We start from the raw sequence: 14,043 nt of genomic DNA on the forward strand, positions 1-14,043 counted from the left end.
CCGTCCGACCGTCAAGACGACGGTGACCGGCGTCGAGATGTTCCGCAAGCTGCTCGATCAGGGCCAGGCCGGCGACAACATCGGCGCGCTGCTGCGCGGCACCAAGCGTGAAGACGTCGAGCGCGGCCAGGTGCTGTGCAAGCCGGCTTCGGTGAACCCGCACACCAAGTTCAAGGCGGAAGCCTACATCCTGACCAAGGAAGAGGGTGGCCGTCACACGCCGTTCTTCACCAACTACCGCCCGCAGTTCTACTTCCGCACGACGGACGTGACCGGCGTGGTGACGCTGAACGAAGGCGTCGAGATGGTGATGCCGGGCGACAACGTGACGATGAACGTCCAGCTGATCGTTCCGATCGCCATGGAAGAGAAGCTCCGCTTCGCCATCCGTGAAGGCGGTCGTACCGTCGGCGCCGGCGTCGTCGCTTCGATCGTCGAGTAATTGATCGTTTCGAGGTGATACGGGGCGGAGTTCGCTCCGCCCACGTCTCCTCTAGAGGTAGAGAAATGAACGGTCAGAATATCCGTATCCGTCTCAAAGCGTTCGATCATCGTATCCTCGATGCCTCGACGCGCGAGATCGTCAACACGGCCAAGCGCACGGGCGCGCAGGTCCGGGGCCCGGTTCCGCTTCCGACGCGAATCGAGAAGTTCACGGTCAACCGCTCGCCCCATATCGATAAGAAGAGCCGCGAACAGTTCGAGATGCGCACCCACAAGCGCCTCCTGGACATCATCGATCCGACCCCGCAGACCGTGGACGCGCTGATGAAGCTCGACCTCGCGGCCGGCGTGGACGTCGAGATCAAGCTCTGAGAACAAGAGCCGGGTTGAGAGAGAACGCTATGCGCTCAGGTGTCATTGCACAGAAGGTCGGCATGACCCGCGTCTACAACGACGCAGGCGAGCATGTTCCCGTGACGGTTCTCAAGCTTGAGAACTGCCAGGTGGTTGCTCACCGTACCGAAGAAAAGAACGGCTATACCGCGGTCCAGTTGGGCGCCGGTACGGTCAAGGTCAAGAATGTCTCGAAGGCGATGCGCGGCCACTTTGCCGTGGCGCAGGTCGAGCCCAAGCGCGAGCTTGCCGAGTTCCGGGTTTCCCCCGAGAACCTCATCGAGGTGGGCGCCGAACTGACGGCCGACCATTTCGTTGCCGGCCAGTTCGTCGACGTTACCGGCACCTCGATCGGTAAGGGCTTCGCTGGCGCCATGAAGCGCTGGAACTTCGGCGGCGGTCGTGCCACCCACGGTAACTCGGTCTCGCACCGCGTGCTGGGTTCGACCGGTCAGCGTCAGGATCCGGGCAAGGTCTTCAAGAACAAGAAGATGCCTGGCCACCTCGGCGACGAGCGCGTGACCACTCAGAACCTCAAGATCGTGCGCACCGACGCCGATCGCGGTCTGATCCTGGTCGAGGGCGCTGTCCCCGGTGCCAAGGGCGGCTGGATCCTCGTCCGCGACGCGGTCAAGAAGAAGCTTCCGGAAGGTGTTCCCACCCCGGGCAAGTTCCGCAAGGCGGCGCCCGCTGCGACCGCGGAGGCAGGTGAGTGATGGAACTCGAAGTCAAGACCCTCGATGGCGCCGTTGCCGGAACGGTCGCGCTTTCGGACGAGATCTTCGGTCTCGACCCGCGCGCCGACATCCTGCAGCGCGTCGTGCGCTGGCAGCTTGCCAAGCGCCAGGCCGGCACGCACAAGGCCCTGACCCGTACCGAGGTCACCAAGACCGGTAAGAAGATGTACCGGCAGAAGGGCACCGGCGGCGCCCGTCACGGCAACAAGGCGGCCCCCCAGTTCCGTGGTGGTGGCAAGGCCTTCGGTCCGGTGGTGCGCAGCCATGAGCACGACCTGCCCAAGAAGGTTCGGGCCCTCGGCCTGAAGCTCGCCCTGTCGGCCAAGGCCAAGGGTGCCAACATCGTCGTCCTGGACGAGGCGGTCGCCGCCGAAGCCAAGACGAAGGCCCTGAAGACGAAGCTCGCCGCGCTCGGCCTCACCAACGCGCTGATCATCGACGGAGCCAATCCGCAGGATCAGTTCCGCCTGGCGGCCCGTGCCATCCCGCAGATCGACGTGCTGCCCGTGCAGGGCATCAACGTCTACGACATTCTGCGTCGTGACACGCTGGTTCTCACCAAGGCGGCCGTGTCGGCGCTCGAGGAGCGGTTCAAATGACCAATCTGAAGCACTACGACATCATCCGCACGCCGGTGGTCACCGAGAAGGCGACCATTCAGGCTGAGAACAACAAGGTGGTCTTCGACGTTGCCAAGACCGCAACCAAGCCCGAGATCAAGGCTGCCGTCGAGCAGCTCTTCTCGGTCAAGGTCAAGAGCGTGAATACGCTCGTGCGCAAGGGCAAGACGAAGCGCTTCCGGGGCATCATCGGCACCCAGTCCAACGTGAAGAAAGCGATCGTGACTCTCGAAGAGGGCCATTCGATCGACATCACGACGGGCCTCTGATCCGAGCGGCAGGACGATTATGGCACTCAAATATTACAAGCCGACGACCCCGGGCCAGCGCCAGCTGGTCCTCGTCGATCGCTCCGAGCTTCATAAGGGCGCGCCGGTGAAGGCGCTGACCGAAGGTCTCAACAAGACCGGCGGTCGCAACAACCTCGGCCGCATCACCGCCTACCATCGTGGCGGCGGTCACAAGCGCTCTTACCGTCTCATCGACTTCAAGCGTCGCAAGCTCGGCATCAACGCCGTGGTTGAGCGTCTGGAGTACGATCCCAACCGCACCGGCTTCATCGCCCTCATCAAGTATGAGGACGGCGAGCTGAGCTACATCCTGGCCCCGCAGCGCCTGGCCGTTGGCGACACCGTCGTCGCCGCTGCCGCCGCCGACGTGAAGCCCGGCAATGCGATGCAGCTGTCGGCCATTCCGGTCGGCACGCTGGTTCACAATGTCGAGCTGAAGCCCGGCAAGGGTGGCCAGATTGCCCGTTCGGCGGGTTCCTACGCGCAGATCGTTGGTCGCGACCAGGGTTACACCGTGGTTCGCCTCAACTCCGGTGAGCAGCGCAAGGTGCTCGGCACCTGCTTTGCCACCATCGGCGCCGTGTCGAACCCCGACCACGCCAACGTGTCGATCGGCAAGGCCGGCCGCAACCGCTGGCTGGGCAAGCGCCCGGTCAACCGCGGCGTCGCCATGAACCCGATCGACCATCCGCACGGCGGTGGTGAAGGCCGCACCTCCGGTGGCCGTCATCCGGTCACCCCGTGGGGCAAGCCGACCAAGGGCAAGAAGACGAGGTCGAACAAGTCCACGGACAAGTTCATCGTCCGTAGCCGCCACGCGCGCAAGAAGTCGCAGTAAGAGAGAGGAACGACCGTGACTCGTTCGGTTTGGAAAGGCCCGTTCGTTGACGGCTACCTCCTCAAGAAGGCGGAAGTCAGTCGCGCCAGCGGCCGCAATGAAGTCATCAAGATCTGGAGCCGTCGCTCCACGATCCTGCCGAATTTCGTCGGACTCACGTTCGGCGTCTACAACGGCCAGAAGCACATCCCGGTGTCCGTGAACGAGGACATGGTGGGTCACAAGTTCGGCGAGTTCGCGCCGACCCGTACCTACTATGGCCATGGCGCGGACAAGAAGGCGAAGAGGAAGTAAAATGGGCAAGCCGAAGCGTGAACGCACGCTCGCCGACACCGAGGCGCAGGCGGTGACCCGCAACCTTCGCGTCTCGCCGCAGAAGCTCAACCTTGTCGCGGCCATGATCCGCGGCAAGAAGGTCAACACGGCCCTGGCCGATCTCGCCTTCTCGCGCAAGCGTATCGCCGGCGACGTGAAGAAGACGCTGGAGTCGGCGATTGCCAACGCCGAGAACAACCACGACCTCGACGTCGACGCGCTCGTCGTCAAGGAAGCTTTCGTGAGCAAGGGCCTCGTCATGAAGCGCTTCTCGCCGCGGGCTCGTGGTCGCGTCGGTCAAATCCAGAAGCCGTTTGCGAACCTCACGATCGTGGTTCGCGAAGTCGAGGAGACCGCCTGATGGGTCACAAAGTCAATCCGATCGGTCTGCGTCTCGGCATCAACCGGACCTGGGACTCGCGCTGGTTCGCCGGCAAGACCGAGTACGGCGCGCTGCTGCACGAGGATCTCGCCATCCGTAAGTTCCTTTTCGAGGAACTGAAGGCGGCGGCGGTGTCCAAGATCGTCATCGAACGTCCGCACAAGAAGTGCCGCGTCACCATCCACTCGGCTCGTCCGGGCGTGGTGATCGGCAAGAAGGGTGCCGACATCGAGAAGCTGCGCAAGCAGATCGCCAAGTTCACCTCCTCGGAAGTGCACCTCAACATCGTTGAAGTGCGCAAGCCCGAGACCGACGCGACGCTGATCGCCTCGTCGATCGCCCAGCAGCTCGAGCGCCGCGTGGCCTTCCGCCGTGCGATGAAGCGTTCGGTGCAGTCGGCGATGCGTCTCGGTGCCGAGGGTATCCGCATCAATGCCGGCGGCCGTCTCGGCGGCGCCGAAATCGCCCGCCTGGAGTGGTACCGCGAGGGCCGCGTGCCCCTGCACACCCTCCGCGCGGATATCGATTACGGCATTGCCACCGCCCACACCGCCTATGGCACCAACGGCCTCAAGGTCTGGGTGTTCAAGGGCGAGATCCTGGAGCACGACCCGCTCGCTTCCGAGCGTCGCGCGCTTGAGGGCGGCAATGACGGCGAGCGTTCGGGCGGCGACCGCCGTCGTGAGCGCGATCCGCGTGGCGACCGTGAAGGTCGGGGCCGTGGCCGTCGCGACCGCGACGCCGATGGTGCGCGCTAACTAGAGTTTTGGGAGAAGGAAGATGCTTCAACCGAAGCGCACCAAGTTCCGTAAGCAGTTCAAGGGCCGCATCCATGGCGTGTCCAAGGGCGGCACCGAGCTGAACTTCGGCGCCTATGGTCTCAAGGCCATGGAGCCCGAGCGCGTCACCGCGCGGCAGATCGAGGCGGCCCGCCGCGCGATCACCCGTCAGATGAAGCGTATCGGCCGCGTCTGGATCCGCGTGTTCCCGGACGTTCCGGTCACCGCCAAGCCGACCGAAGTCCGCATGGGTAAGGGCAAGGGTTCCCCCGAGTTCTGGTGCGTTCGCATCAAGCCCGGCCGGATCATGTTCGAGCTCGACGGCGTGCCCGAGGAGGTCGCCCGCGAGGCGCTCCGTCTCGGTGCGGCCAAACTTCCGATCAAGACGCGCTTCATTCAGCGCATCGCCGAGTGATCCGGAAGGGCACCTGCCCGGAAGGTTCATGACCTTCCGGCCAGCGGGTGCCGATCGGAAGCCGGCCCTACTGTTAGGACGATAAAACGATGAAGGCGAACGACGTTCGGGCCATGACGCCCGACCAGCTCGAGGACGAGCTGGCCAAGCTGAAGAAAGAGCAGTTCAACCTGCGCTTCCAGAAGGCGACCGGCCAGCTTGAGAATACGTCCCGCGTGCGGGTCGTGCGTCGCGACATCGCCCGCATCCAGACGGTTCTGCGCGACAAGCGCGCGACTGCGAACGCTTAAGGAGAGACGAGTTGCCGAAGCGCATCCTGCAAGGCGTCGTCGTCAGCGACAAGACCGACAAGACGGTCGTAGTGAAGGTGGAGCGTCGCTTCACCCATCCGGTGCTCAAGAAGACCGTGCGCCGGACCAAGAACTACCAGGCGCATGACGAGACGAACCAGTACAAGGTCGGGGACGTGGTTTCCATCGAGGAAAGCAAGCCCATTTCCAAGACCAAGCGCTGGGTTGTGCTCTCCACCGCCAGCGCGAGCTGAGCGGGCGAGGCTTGCTCCCGGCGCCGTATGGGGCCGGGCAAAGCAGAAAGTCGTGTCGGGGATGCTGCCATTGGCGGTTTGCTCCGAAATAGCGTCCCCGGGTCATTGACTTCCGACCCGGAGAGGCTTATGCGGCAGACGCTGGTTTCAGAACGGAATGGCAGCTTCTGCCGTTCCGTTTCGGATTGTTTCGTCGAGGCTGCCTGAGGGCGCCGCGACTTGACGGCGAAAGCGAGACATCCGGCCTTGGTTCCGGCCGCCTCACGAGGCGGCAGGGTAGGGGTCGGGCCTCCCGGGCTGCGGATACGGCCGGGGACTGGGATGAACTCGAAACGAAGGGTCCGGCACGCCGTACCCCTATTTTCCGAGTTCCAAAACAAAGTCGCTGCCCGCCTGCGCCATCCGGCGCCGGTGGGTGCATGCATCAAAGATAAGGCGGCCAAGTCATGATTCAGATGCAAACCAACCTCGACGTGGCGGATAATTCCGGCGCGCGTCGTGTTATGTGCATCAAAGTGCTCGGCGGCGCGAAGCGGCGGTACGCCTCGGTGGGCGACATCATTGTCGTCTCCATCAAGGAAGCCATCCCTCGTGGTCGCGTGAAGAAGGGCGACGTGATGAAGGCGGTCGTGGTCCGCACGGCCAAGGACATCCGGCGCACGGACGGTTCGGTCATTCGTTTCGACAAGAATGCCGCCGTTCTCATCAACAACCAGAAAGAGCCGATCGGGACCCGCATCTTCGGGCCGGTTCCGCGCGAACTTCGCGCCAAGAACCACATGAAGATCATCTCGCTCGCCCCGGAGGTTCTGTAACCATGGCCGCCAAGATCAAGAAGGGCGACAAGGTCGTGGTTCTCGTTGGCAAGGACAAGGGCAAGACCGGTGAGGTCATCGAGGTCCGTCCGTCCGAGAATCGCGCCGTTGTCCGCGGCGTCAACATCGCTCGCCATCATCAGAAGCAGTCGGCCAAGTCCGAGGGTGGTATCGTCGCCAAGGAAGCGGCGCTCCAGATCTCGAACCTCGCCATTGCCGACCCCAAGGACGGCAAGCCGACTCGCGTTGGTTTCAAGCTGCTCGACGACGGCCGCAAGGTCCGCTTCGCCAAGCGTTCCGGAGATGTGATCGATGGCTGATGCGGTCTACATTCCGCGCCTCAAGCGCACCTATGACGAGACCATCCGCAAGGCTCTCATCGAACAGTTCGGCTACAAGAACGCGATGGAAGTCCCGGTCCTCGACAAGATCGTCCTGAACATGGGCGTCGGCGAGACCGTTGCGGACGGCAAGAAGATCAACTCTGCCGTTGGCGACCTGACCCTCATCGCCGGCCAGAAGCCGGTGATCACCAAGGCCCGCAATTCCATCGCCACCTTCAAGCTGCGCGAGGGAATGAACATCGGTGCCAAGGTGACGCTTCGCCGCCAGCGCATGTACGAGTTCCTCGACCGCCTCATCACCATCGCGCTCCCGCGCGTGCGTGACTTCCGTGGTCTGAACCCGAAGTCCTTCGATGGCCGTGGCAACTTCGCCATGGGTATCAAGGAACACATCGTTTTCCCCGAGATCGAGTACGACAAGGTCGAGCAGGTCTGGGGCATGGACATCATCGTCTGCACCACGGCGAGGACCGACGACGAAGCGCGCGCGCTTCTCAAGGGCTTCAATTTCCCGTTCCGGCAGTGACGAGAAGGGTTCGGATTTAAATGGCAAAGAAGAGCGCCATCGAGAAGAACAAGCGTCGCCAGAAGCTGGTGAAGCAGTTCTCCGCCAAGCGTGAGGCCCTCAAGGCTATCGCAAGCGACAAGTCGCTGACGATCGAGGAGCAGTTCGCTGCTCGCCTGAAGCTCGCCGAGCTTCCTCGCAATTCGTCCGCGGTGCGTGTCCGCAACCGTTGCGAAGTCACCGGCCGTCCGCGGTCTTATTATCGCAAGCTCAAGATGAGCCGTATCGCCCTGCGTGAGCTGGGGTCGCTCGGTCTCATCCCGGGCCTTGTGAAGTCGAGCTGGTAAGGAGAACGGTCCCATGCCGATGACCGATCCTTTGGGTGATATGCTCACCCGCATTCGTAATGCCCAGATGCGCAAGATGTCGAAGGTGTCGACGCCGGCTTCCAAGCTGCGCAAGAACGTCCTCGATGTCCTGGTCGCCGAGGGCTTTCTGCGTGGCTACGCCGAGGTTGATGCCGACGGCCGTGCCGAGTTCGAGATCGAGCTCAAGTACTATGATGGCCTTGGCGTCATCCGTACCATCGAGCGCGTCTCCAAGCCGGGCCGCCGCGTCTACGCTTCGGTGAAGAACCTCCCCCGAGTTGCCAACGGCCTCGGCGTGTCGATCCTCAGCACCCCCCGCGGTGTGATGGCCGACCACGACGCCCGCGAGCAGAATGTCGGTGGCGAAGTTCTCTGCCGCGTCTTCTAACCTTCGACTGGAAACGGGTTAAAAACCATGTCGCGCATTGGCAAGAAGGCTGTTCCGGTCCCCTCGGGGGTCACGGCCGACATCGCTGGGCAGACCGTTTCGGTCAAGGGACCGAAGGGTACGCTCAAATTCGATCTGAACGAGCACGTCAACGTCGCCAAGACGGACGACGGTTCGATCCAGGTCGAGCCGAAGGACGAGACCAAGCTGGCCCGCGCCAGCTGGGGCATGTCCCGCACCCAGATCGCCAACCTGATCAAGGGTGTGACGGTCGGCTTCGAGAAGAAGCTGGAAATCTCCGGCGTTGGCTACAAGGCGGCTCTCCAGGGCAAGACCCTGCAGCTCTCGCTGGGCTATAGCCACGACATCGCCTATCCGGTGCCGGAAGGCATCGCGATCGCCGTTCCGAAGCCGACGGAAATCGTCGTCTCCGGCATCGACGCCCAGCGTGTCGGTCAAGTCGCCGCCGAAATCCGCAAGTACCGTCCGCCGGAGCCCTACAAGGGCAAGGGTGTGAAGTACGCGGGCGAGTTCATCGTCCGCAAGGAAGGCAAGAAGAAGTAAGGGGACGATCATGGCTCACCTCACCGGCAACGATCGCCGCCGCGCCCGCGTGCGCCGCGCGATCAAGGCGGCGGCCAACGGTCGCCTCCGGCTTTCCGTGCATCGCTCGTCGCTGCACATCTACGCACAGGTTATCGATGACGTTCAGGGTCGCACCCTGGCGTCCGCGTCGACCCTCGACAAGGACGTCCGCGACACTCTGAAGACCGGGGCCAACGTGGCCGCGGCCGCCGTGGTCGGCAAGCTCATCGCAGAACGCGCCAAGGCGGCGGGGGTGACCTCGGTCATCTTCGATCGTGGACAGTTCCTGTACCACGGCCGCATCAAGGCGCTCGCGGATGCCGCCCGCGAGGGCGGACTCGACTTCTAAGGCCGGTCCCGATCGAGAGAGATAAAGACAATGGCTGAACGTGAACGCAATAACCGGGACCGGGATCGCAACGAAGAGCGCGACAGCGAGTTCGTCGATCGCCTGGTCCATATCAACCGCGTCGCCAAGGTGGTGAAGGGTGGTCGTCGCTTCGGCTTCGCCGCGCTCGTCGTCGTTGGCGACCAGAAGGGCCGGGTCGGCTACGGCCACGGCAAGGCGCGCGAAGTGCCCGAGGCCATCCGCAAGGCGACGGAAGCCGCCAAGCGTGCCCTCGTGCGCGTGCCGCTCAAGGAAGGCCGGACGCTGCATCATGACGTCGCCGGCCGCTGGGGCGCTGGCCGCGTCTACGTGCGTGCCGCGCCGGCCGGTACCGGCATCATCGCCGGTGGCCCGATGCGCGCCGTGTTCGAGACGCTCGGCGTCCAGGACGTGGTGGCGAAGTCGCTCGGCTCCTCCAACCCCTACAACATGATCCGCGCTACCTTCTCCGCCCTGGCGAACGAAGATAGCCCGCGGTCGGTTGCCGCCCGCCGCGGTCTCAAGGTCTCGACCTTGCAGTCCCGTCGTCGCGACATCGACCCGGAAGCTGCGGCGTCGGCCGAAGGCTGATGGATCGAACGGGGGGAGGGCAGCCTCCCTCCTCATTCGTAAACTGGCTTTCGTAAGGTGAACATCATGTCGGCCAAAAAGAAGTCGAGCAAGACCGTCACGGTCGAGCAGATCTACAGCCCCGCCCGCCGGCCCGCCGATCAGCGCGCCACGCTGGTCGGTCTCGGTCTCAACAAGCTGCATCGCACCGCCACGCTGGAAGACACTCCGGCCGTTCGCGGCATGATCGCGAAGGTCCAGCACCTCGTCCGCGTCGTGGACGAGGCCTGAGATACCGCCGGTCGAAAGGATCGATGAAATGAAGCTCAACGAGCTCAAGGATAACGAAGGCGCGACCAAGCCGCGCATGCGCGTCGGTCGCGGTATCGGCTCGGGCAAGGGCAAGACCTCGGGTCGCGGCGTCAAGGGCCAGACCTCCCGGTCGGGCGTTGCCATCGCCGGTTTCGAGGGCGGCCAGATGCCGCTGCATCGCCGCCTGCCGAAGCGCGGCTTCAAGAACATCTTCGCGCTCGATCTCAACGAGATCAGCCTGACCAAGGTCCAGGCCGCCGTCGATGCCAAGAAGCTCGACCCCAAGGCGCCGGTGACCGTCGAGGCGCTGGTGGCGGCCGGCCTGCTGCGCCGTCCGCTGGATGGCGTCCGCGTCCTGGGCGGCGAGATCAAGACGGCCCTGACCTTCGAGGTCGTCGGTGCTTCGGCGCCCGCGATCGCCGCGGTCGAGGCTGCCGGCGGCAAGGTCACCGTTTCGGTGGCCGCCAAGGCGTAAAGACAAGGCCCTCGGGGTGACGCCGTCTTCACGTGATCGTTTGCGCGGCGCGTGGGGGTCGGCATCTCCCGGGGGCTTATTTCGTCCGCGACTTGGGTCTATATAGCGGACGGTGCGGATTGGCTGGCGCGCGGGTTTCCGCGCTGTGGCGGTCCGAGGCCGGAACAAGGCGCTTCATCGAATCGCTCGAAGGCGCTAAGGCCGGCGATATGACGGGTGGAACGGTCTCGCTCAGGGCGGGGCGGTGCGCCCCGAGGTTCCCCATTCGGGCGGAGTGAGACATGGCCTCTGCGGCAGAACAACTCGCTGCAAATCTGAATTTCGGCGCGCTCGCCAAGGCGGAAGAGCTCAAGAAGCGGATTTGGTTCACCCTTGGCGCACTTCTGGTGTATCGCCTCGGCACCTACATCCCGCTGCCGGGCATCAATCTGCAGGCGCTCGCCGATGCCTTCAAGCAGCAGAGCCAGGGCATCCTCGGCCTGTTCAACATGTTCTCCGGCGGCGCCGTCGGCCGCATGGCCATCTTCGCCCTGGGCATCATGCCCTACATCTCCGCCTCGATCATCATCCAGCTCCTGACCTCGGTCATCCCGGCGCTGGAAGCGATCAAGAAGGAAGGCGAGTCCGGCCGCAAGAAGATCAACCAGTACACCCGCTATCTCACGGTGGTGCTGGCCGCCGTCCAGTCCTACGGCATTGCCGTCGGTCTGCAGGGGCAGGGCTCGATCGTTCTCAACCCCGGCCCGACCTTCATCATTTCCACCGTGCTGTCGCTGATGGGCGGCACGATGTTCCTTCTATGGCTCGGCGAGCAGATCACCTCCCGCGGCATCGGCCAGGGCACGTCGCTGATCATCTTCGCCGGCATCATCGCCAACCTGCCGCACGCCCTCGTCGGCATGCTGGAACTCGGCCGCCAGGGCGCTCTCGCCACGCCGATCATCCTGGCCGTGCTGGTGCTGGCCGTGGTCGTCATCGGCGGCATCGTCTTCTTCGAGCGCGCCCAGCGCCGGCTGCTGATCCAGTATCCGAAGCGCCAGGTCGGCAACAAGATGTTCCAGGGCGAATCGAGCCATCTGCCGCTGAAGCTCAACACGTCGGGCGTCATCCCGCCGATCTTCGCCTCGTCGATCCTGCTGATCCCCGGCACCATCACCGGCTTTGCCGGAACCGATGCCGCCGGCGGCTGGCTGCAGACCTTCGGCACGCTGATGGCGCACGGACAGCCGCTCTACATGCTGTCCTATGCGGCGATGATCGTCTTCTTCGCCTTCTTCTATACGGCCATCGTGTTCAACCCGACCGACACGGCCGAGAACCTCAAGAAGCAGGGCGGCTTCATCCCCGGCATCCGGCCGGGCGAGCGGACCGCCTCCTACATTGACTATGTCCTGACCCGCATCAACGTCCTCGGTGCCATCTACCTCGTCGTGGTCTGCCTGCTGCCTGAGTTCCTGATCTCCACCACGGGTGTTCCGTTCTACTTCGGCGGCACGTCGCTGCTGATCGTTGTCTCGGTCACCATGGATACCGTGTCCCAGATCCAGGGACACCTCCTCGCCCATCAGTACGAGGGGCTGATCAAGAAGAGCAAACTTCGGGGGAAGCGTAGATGAGGCTGATTCTTCTCGGGCCGCCGGGCGCCGGCAAGGGGACGCAGGCGCAGAAGCTGGTGGACCGCTACGGCATCGTTCAGCTGTCGACAGGTGACATGCTGCGCGCCGCCGTTGCCGCCGGCACCGAGATCGGCAAGAAGGCCAAGGCCGTCATGGACGCCGGCCAGCTCGTGTCCGACGAGATCGTCATCGGCATCGTCTCCGATCGCATCGAGGAGCCGGACGCCAAGAGCGGCTTCGTGCTGGACGGCTTCCCGCGCACCGTGGCCCAGGCCGAGGCGCTCGACAAGCTGCTCGCCGAGAAGAAGCTCAAGCTCGACGCAGTCATCGAGTTCAAGGTTGACGAGGAGAAGCTCGTCGACCGCATCGTCCGCCGCGCCGAAGAGGCCAAGGCGGCCGGTCAGCCGGTGCGCAAGGACGACAATCCGGAAGTGTTCCGCAAGCGTCTGGAAGAGTTCCGGGCGCTGACGGCGGCGCTGACCCCCTTCTATGCCAAGAGCGGCCTTTTGAAGCCGGTCGATGGCATGGCCCCCATTGAAGAGGTTGCCGGCGCGATTCGCGCGGCCCTCGAGTGAGACGGACGCCCGGCGAGGAACCCAGCGTTCCACTTGCCGGGCGATCGGTCGCCGACCGGGCGTTCCGGCGGCGATTTCGGCGATAAACCCGTGTCCGAAAGGTTGACGGAGAGGCCGGTTCCGGCTATGAACCGCCACCTATCCACGGGTTCTTCGTGCGATGGCCCGTATGCGCTTGTCCATGTTGGATGGGGTGCTCTGGCTCTCGCGAAAGATAACCCGGCCGGCGCCACGTCATGGGGCCGCCGTCAAGACACCGACCTCCACGGCTCGATCGGGGGAGGGAGCGATCCAGAGGATCGCGACGACAGGAGTGAAGTGAAGTGGCCCGTATCGCTGGCGTCAATATTCCCACCGCCAAGCGCGCCCTGATCGCGCTGCAGTATATCCATGGCATCGGCCCGAAGTTCGCCGAGGAGATCCTGGAGAAGGTCGGCATCGATCAGGCCAAGCGCGTCAACGAGCTTTCGGACGCCGAAGTGCTGCAGATCCGCGAAGTGATCGACCGCGACTACGTCGTCGAGGGCGATCTGCGCCGTGAGACCGCGATGAACATCAAGCGCCTCATGGACCTCGGCTGCTACCGTGGCCTGCGTCACCGCAAGGGCCTGCCGGTCCGCGGCCAGCGCACGCACACCAACGCCCGCACCCGCAAGGGTCCGGCGAAGGCGATCGCCGGCAAGAAGAAGTAATTCCCTTTCGCCGGTCCGGCCATGCGTCGGTCCGGCGAAAAGGCTCGGACATGGCGCCGGTTCCGCGAGCAATCGCGGTCGGCGCTTTGTCCATGGTGGAAGGTCCGAGAGGATCGTTCGCCGTTCCGGGGAAGGGCAAGGGTGCCCGTCCTCATTCGTTCCGGTGCGCGGGGTTTCTGTAGAGGCGTGCGCTCCGGTGTAGCCGCTGGCATTACGGCGGTGACGAGATCGAAAACGAGAGAGTTAAGAGCATGGCCAAGGAAGCCGCAGGCCGCGTCCGCCGTCGCGAACGCAAGAACATCACGTCCGGCATCGCCCACGTGAACTCCACCTTCAACAACACGATGATCACCATCACCGACGCGCAGGGCAACACCATCTCCTGGTCGTCTGCCGGCACGATGGGCTTCAAGGGTTCGCGCAAGTCGACCCCCTATGCCGCCCAGATGGCCGCCGAGGATGCCGCTCGCAAGGCGTCCGAGCATGGCGTCAAGACCCTGGAAGTCGAAGTCTGCGGTCCGGGCTCCGGCCGTGAGTCGGCGTTGCGTGCCCTGCAGGCCGCCGGCTTCCTGGTGAGCTCCATCCGCGACGTTACCCCGATCCCGCACAACGGCTGCCGTCCGCGCAAGCGTCGCCGCGTCTGACGCTCATCCGCGAACGTCCGGCGACCACCG

26 protein-coding genes are annotated in these 14,043 nt (G+C 64.1%); all 26 read left to right on the forward strand.

What is annotated here, in order from left to right:
- A partial coding sequence (locus CXZ10_RS00005) for an EF-Tu C-terminal domain-related protein (protein WP_245412971.1) occupies positions 1–442 on the forward strand: 442 nt, incomplete at its 5' end.
- Between the two features lie 65 nt (positions 443–507).
- Positions 508–816 (forward strand): 30S ribosomal protein S10, encoded by a 309-nt coding sequence (gene rpsJ, locus CXZ10_RS00010; protein ID WP_026782425.1) that lies wholly within the window; start codon positions 508–510, stop codon positions 814–816.
- A 29-nt stretch (positions 817–845) separates the two neighbouring features.
- Positions 846–1,553, forward strand: coding sequence for a 50S ribosomal protein L3 (rplC, locus tag CXZ10_RS00015; protein ID WP_101286912.1), 708 nt, complete (start codon positions 846–848; stop codon positions 1,551–1,553).
- Positions 1,553–2,173, forward strand: coding sequence for a 50S ribosomal protein L4 (rplD, locus tag CXZ10_RS00020; RefSeq protein WP_101286913.1), 621 nt, complete (start codon positions 1,553–1,555; stop codon positions 2,171–2,173). The genes rplC and rplD overlap by 1 nt, the downstream gene beginning before the upstream one ends.
- Complete coding sequence (locus CXZ10_RS00025) at positions 2,170–2,463, forward strand: 50S ribosomal protein L23 (protein WP_101286914.1); 294 nt, start codon at positions 2,170–2,172, stop codon at positions 2,461–2,463. The genes rplD and CXZ10_RS00025 overlap by 4 nt, the downstream gene beginning before the upstream one ends.
- A 19-nt stretch (positions 2,464–2,482) precedes the next feature.
- Positions 2,483–3,322 carry a 50S ribosomal protein L2 gene (gene rplB / locus CXZ10_RS00030; RefSeq protein WP_101286915.1) on the forward strand — a complete coding sequence of 280 codons (840 nt, stop codon included), beginning with the start codon at positions 2,483–2,485 and terminating at the stop codon, positions 3,320–3,322.
- Positions 3,323–3,337: 15 nt separating this feature from the next.
- Positions 3,338–3,616 (forward strand): 30S ribosomal protein S19, encoded by a 279-nt coding sequence (gene rpsS / locus CXZ10_RS00035; protein WP_026782420.1) that lies wholly within the window; start codon positions 3,338–3,340, stop codon positions 3,614–3,616.
- A gap of 1 nt (position 3,617) precedes the next feature.
- Positions 3,618–3,998, forward strand: coding sequence for a 50S ribosomal protein L22 (rplV, locus tag CXZ10_RS00040; RefSeq protein WP_101286916.1), 381 nt, complete (start codon positions 3,618–3,620; stop codon positions 3,996–3,998).
- The gene (gene rpsC, locus CXZ10_RS00045) at positions 3,998–4,777 is read left to right on the forward strand and encodes a 30S ribosomal protein S3 (RefSeq protein ID WP_101286917.1); all 780 of its coding nucleotides are present in this window, start codon (positions 3,998–4,000) and stop codon (positions 4,775–4,777) included. Before rplV ends, rpsC begins: the two co-directional genes overlap by 1 nt.
- 22 nt (positions 4,778–4,799) lie before the next feature.
- Positions 4,800–5,213, forward strand: coding sequence for a 50S ribosomal protein L16 (rplP, locus tag CXZ10_RS00050; RefSeq protein ID WP_101286918.1), 414 nt, complete (start codon positions 4,800–4,802; stop codon positions 5,211–5,213).
- 89 nt (positions 5,214–5,302) lie between these two features.
- Positions 5,303–5,503 carry a 50S ribosomal protein L29 gene (gene rpmC, locus CXZ10_RS00055; protein WP_026791941.1) on the forward strand — a complete coding sequence of 67 codons (201 nt, stop codon included), beginning with the start codon at positions 5,303–5,305 and terminating at the stop codon, positions 5,501–5,503.
- Between the two features lie 11 nt (positions 5,504–5,514).
- The gene (rpsQ, locus tag CXZ10_RS00060; protein WP_026791940.1) at positions 5,515–5,757 is read left to right on the forward strand and encodes a 30S ribosomal protein S17; all 243 of its coding nucleotides are present in this window, start codon (positions 5,515–5,517) and stop codon (positions 5,755–5,757) included.
- 446 nt (positions 5,758–6,203) lie between these two features.
- Entirely contained in the window at positions 6,204–6,572 is a 369-nt protein-coding gene (gene rplN / locus CXZ10_RS00065) for a 50S ribosomal protein L14 (RefSeq protein WP_026782414.1), read from the forward strand.
- A gap of 2 nt (positions 6,573–6,574) precedes the next feature.
- Positions 6,575–6,892, forward strand: coding sequence for a 50S ribosomal protein L24 (rplX, locus tag CXZ10_RS00070; protein ID WP_101286919.1), 318 nt, complete (start codon positions 6,575–6,577; stop codon positions 6,890–6,892).
- Positions 6,885–7,442 (forward strand): 50S ribosomal protein L5, encoded by a 558-nt coding sequence (gene rplE / locus CXZ10_RS00075; RefSeq protein ID WP_101286920.1) that lies wholly within the window; start codon positions 6,885–6,887, stop codon positions 7,440–7,442. The genes rplX and rplE overlap by 8 nt, the downstream gene beginning before the upstream one ends.
- 20 nt (positions 7,443–7,462) lie before the next feature.
- A complete protein-coding gene (rpsN, locus tag CXZ10_RS00080; protein WP_101286921.1) occupies positions 7,463–7,768 on the forward strand; it encodes a 30S ribosomal protein S14 in 306 nt (101 codons plus the stop codon).
- A 13-nt stretch (positions 7,769–7,781) separates the two neighbouring features.
- A complete protein-coding gene (gene rpsH, locus CXZ10_RS00085) occupies positions 7,782–8,177 on the forward strand; it encodes a 30S ribosomal protein S8 (RefSeq protein WP_101286922.1) in 396 nt (131 codons plus the stop codon).
- Positions 8,178–8,204: 27 nt separating this feature from the next.
- A complete protein-coding gene (rplF, locus tag CXZ10_RS00090) occupies positions 8,205–8,741 on the forward strand; it encodes a 50S ribosomal protein L6 (protein WP_101286923.1) in 537 nt (178 codons plus the stop codon).
- Positions 8,742–8,751: 10 nt separating this feature from the next.
- Positions 8,752–9,111, forward strand: coding sequence for a 50S ribosomal protein L18 (rplR, locus tag CXZ10_RS00095; RefSeq protein ID WP_026782408.1), 360 nt, complete (start codon positions 8,752–8,754; stop codon positions 9,109–9,111).
- Positions 9,112–9,141: 30 nt separating this feature from the next.
- Positions 9,142–9,720, forward strand: a complete 579-nt coding sequence (gene rpsE / locus CXZ10_RS00100) for a 30S ribosomal protein S5 (RefSeq protein WP_101286924.1) — start codon at positions 9,142–9,144, stop codon at positions 9,718–9,720.
- Between the two features lie 66 nt (positions 9,721–9,786).
- Complete coding sequence (gene rpmD, locus CXZ10_RS00105) at positions 9,787–9,990, forward strand: 50S ribosomal protein L30 (protein ID WP_101286925.1); 204 nt, start codon at positions 9,787–9,789, stop codon at positions 9,988–9,990.
- Between the two features lie 28 nt (positions 9,991–10,018).
- The gene (gene rplO / locus CXZ10_RS00110) at positions 10,019–10,486 is read left to right on the forward strand and encodes a 50S ribosomal protein L15 (protein ID WP_101286926.1); all 468 of its coding nucleotides are present in this window, start codon (positions 10,019–10,021) and stop codon (positions 10,484–10,486) included.
- A gap of 281 nt (positions 10,487–10,767) precedes the next feature.
- On the forward strand, positions 10,768–12,102 hold the full coding sequence (gene secY / locus CXZ10_RS00115; RefSeq protein WP_101286927.1) for a preprotein translocase subunit SecY: 1,335 nt from the start codon (positions 10,768–10,770) through the stop codon (positions 12,100–12,102).
- On the forward strand, positions 12,099–12,677 hold the full coding sequence (locus CXZ10_RS00120; RefSeq protein ID WP_101286928.1) for an adenylate kinase: 579 nt from the start codon (positions 12,099–12,101) through the stop codon (positions 12,675–12,677). The genes secY and CXZ10_RS00120 overlap by 4 nt, the downstream gene beginning before the upstream one ends.
- Before the next feature lie 323 nt (positions 12,678–13,000).
- Positions 13,001–13,369 carry a 30S ribosomal protein S13 gene (rpsM, locus tag CXZ10_RS00125; RefSeq protein WP_101286929.1) on the forward strand — a complete coding sequence of 123 codons (369 nt, stop codon included), beginning with the start codon at positions 13,001–13,003 and terminating at the stop codon, positions 13,367–13,369.
- 251 nt (positions 13,370–13,620) lie between these two features.
- The gene (gene rpsK, locus CXZ10_RS00130; protein ID WP_026782401.1) at positions 13,621–14,013 is read left to right on the forward strand and encodes a 30S ribosomal protein S11; all 393 of its coding nucleotides are present in this window, start codon (positions 13,621–13,623) and stop codon (positions 14,011–14,013) included.
- Positions 14,014–14,043: the final 30 nt, after the last annotated feature.

The organism is Pleomorphomonas diazotrophica (genome assembly GCF_002844595.1).
Classification (GTDB): Bacteria; Pseudomonadota; Alphaproteobacteria; order Rhizobiales; family Pleomorphomonadaceae; genus Pleomorphomonas; species Pleomorphomonas diazotrophica.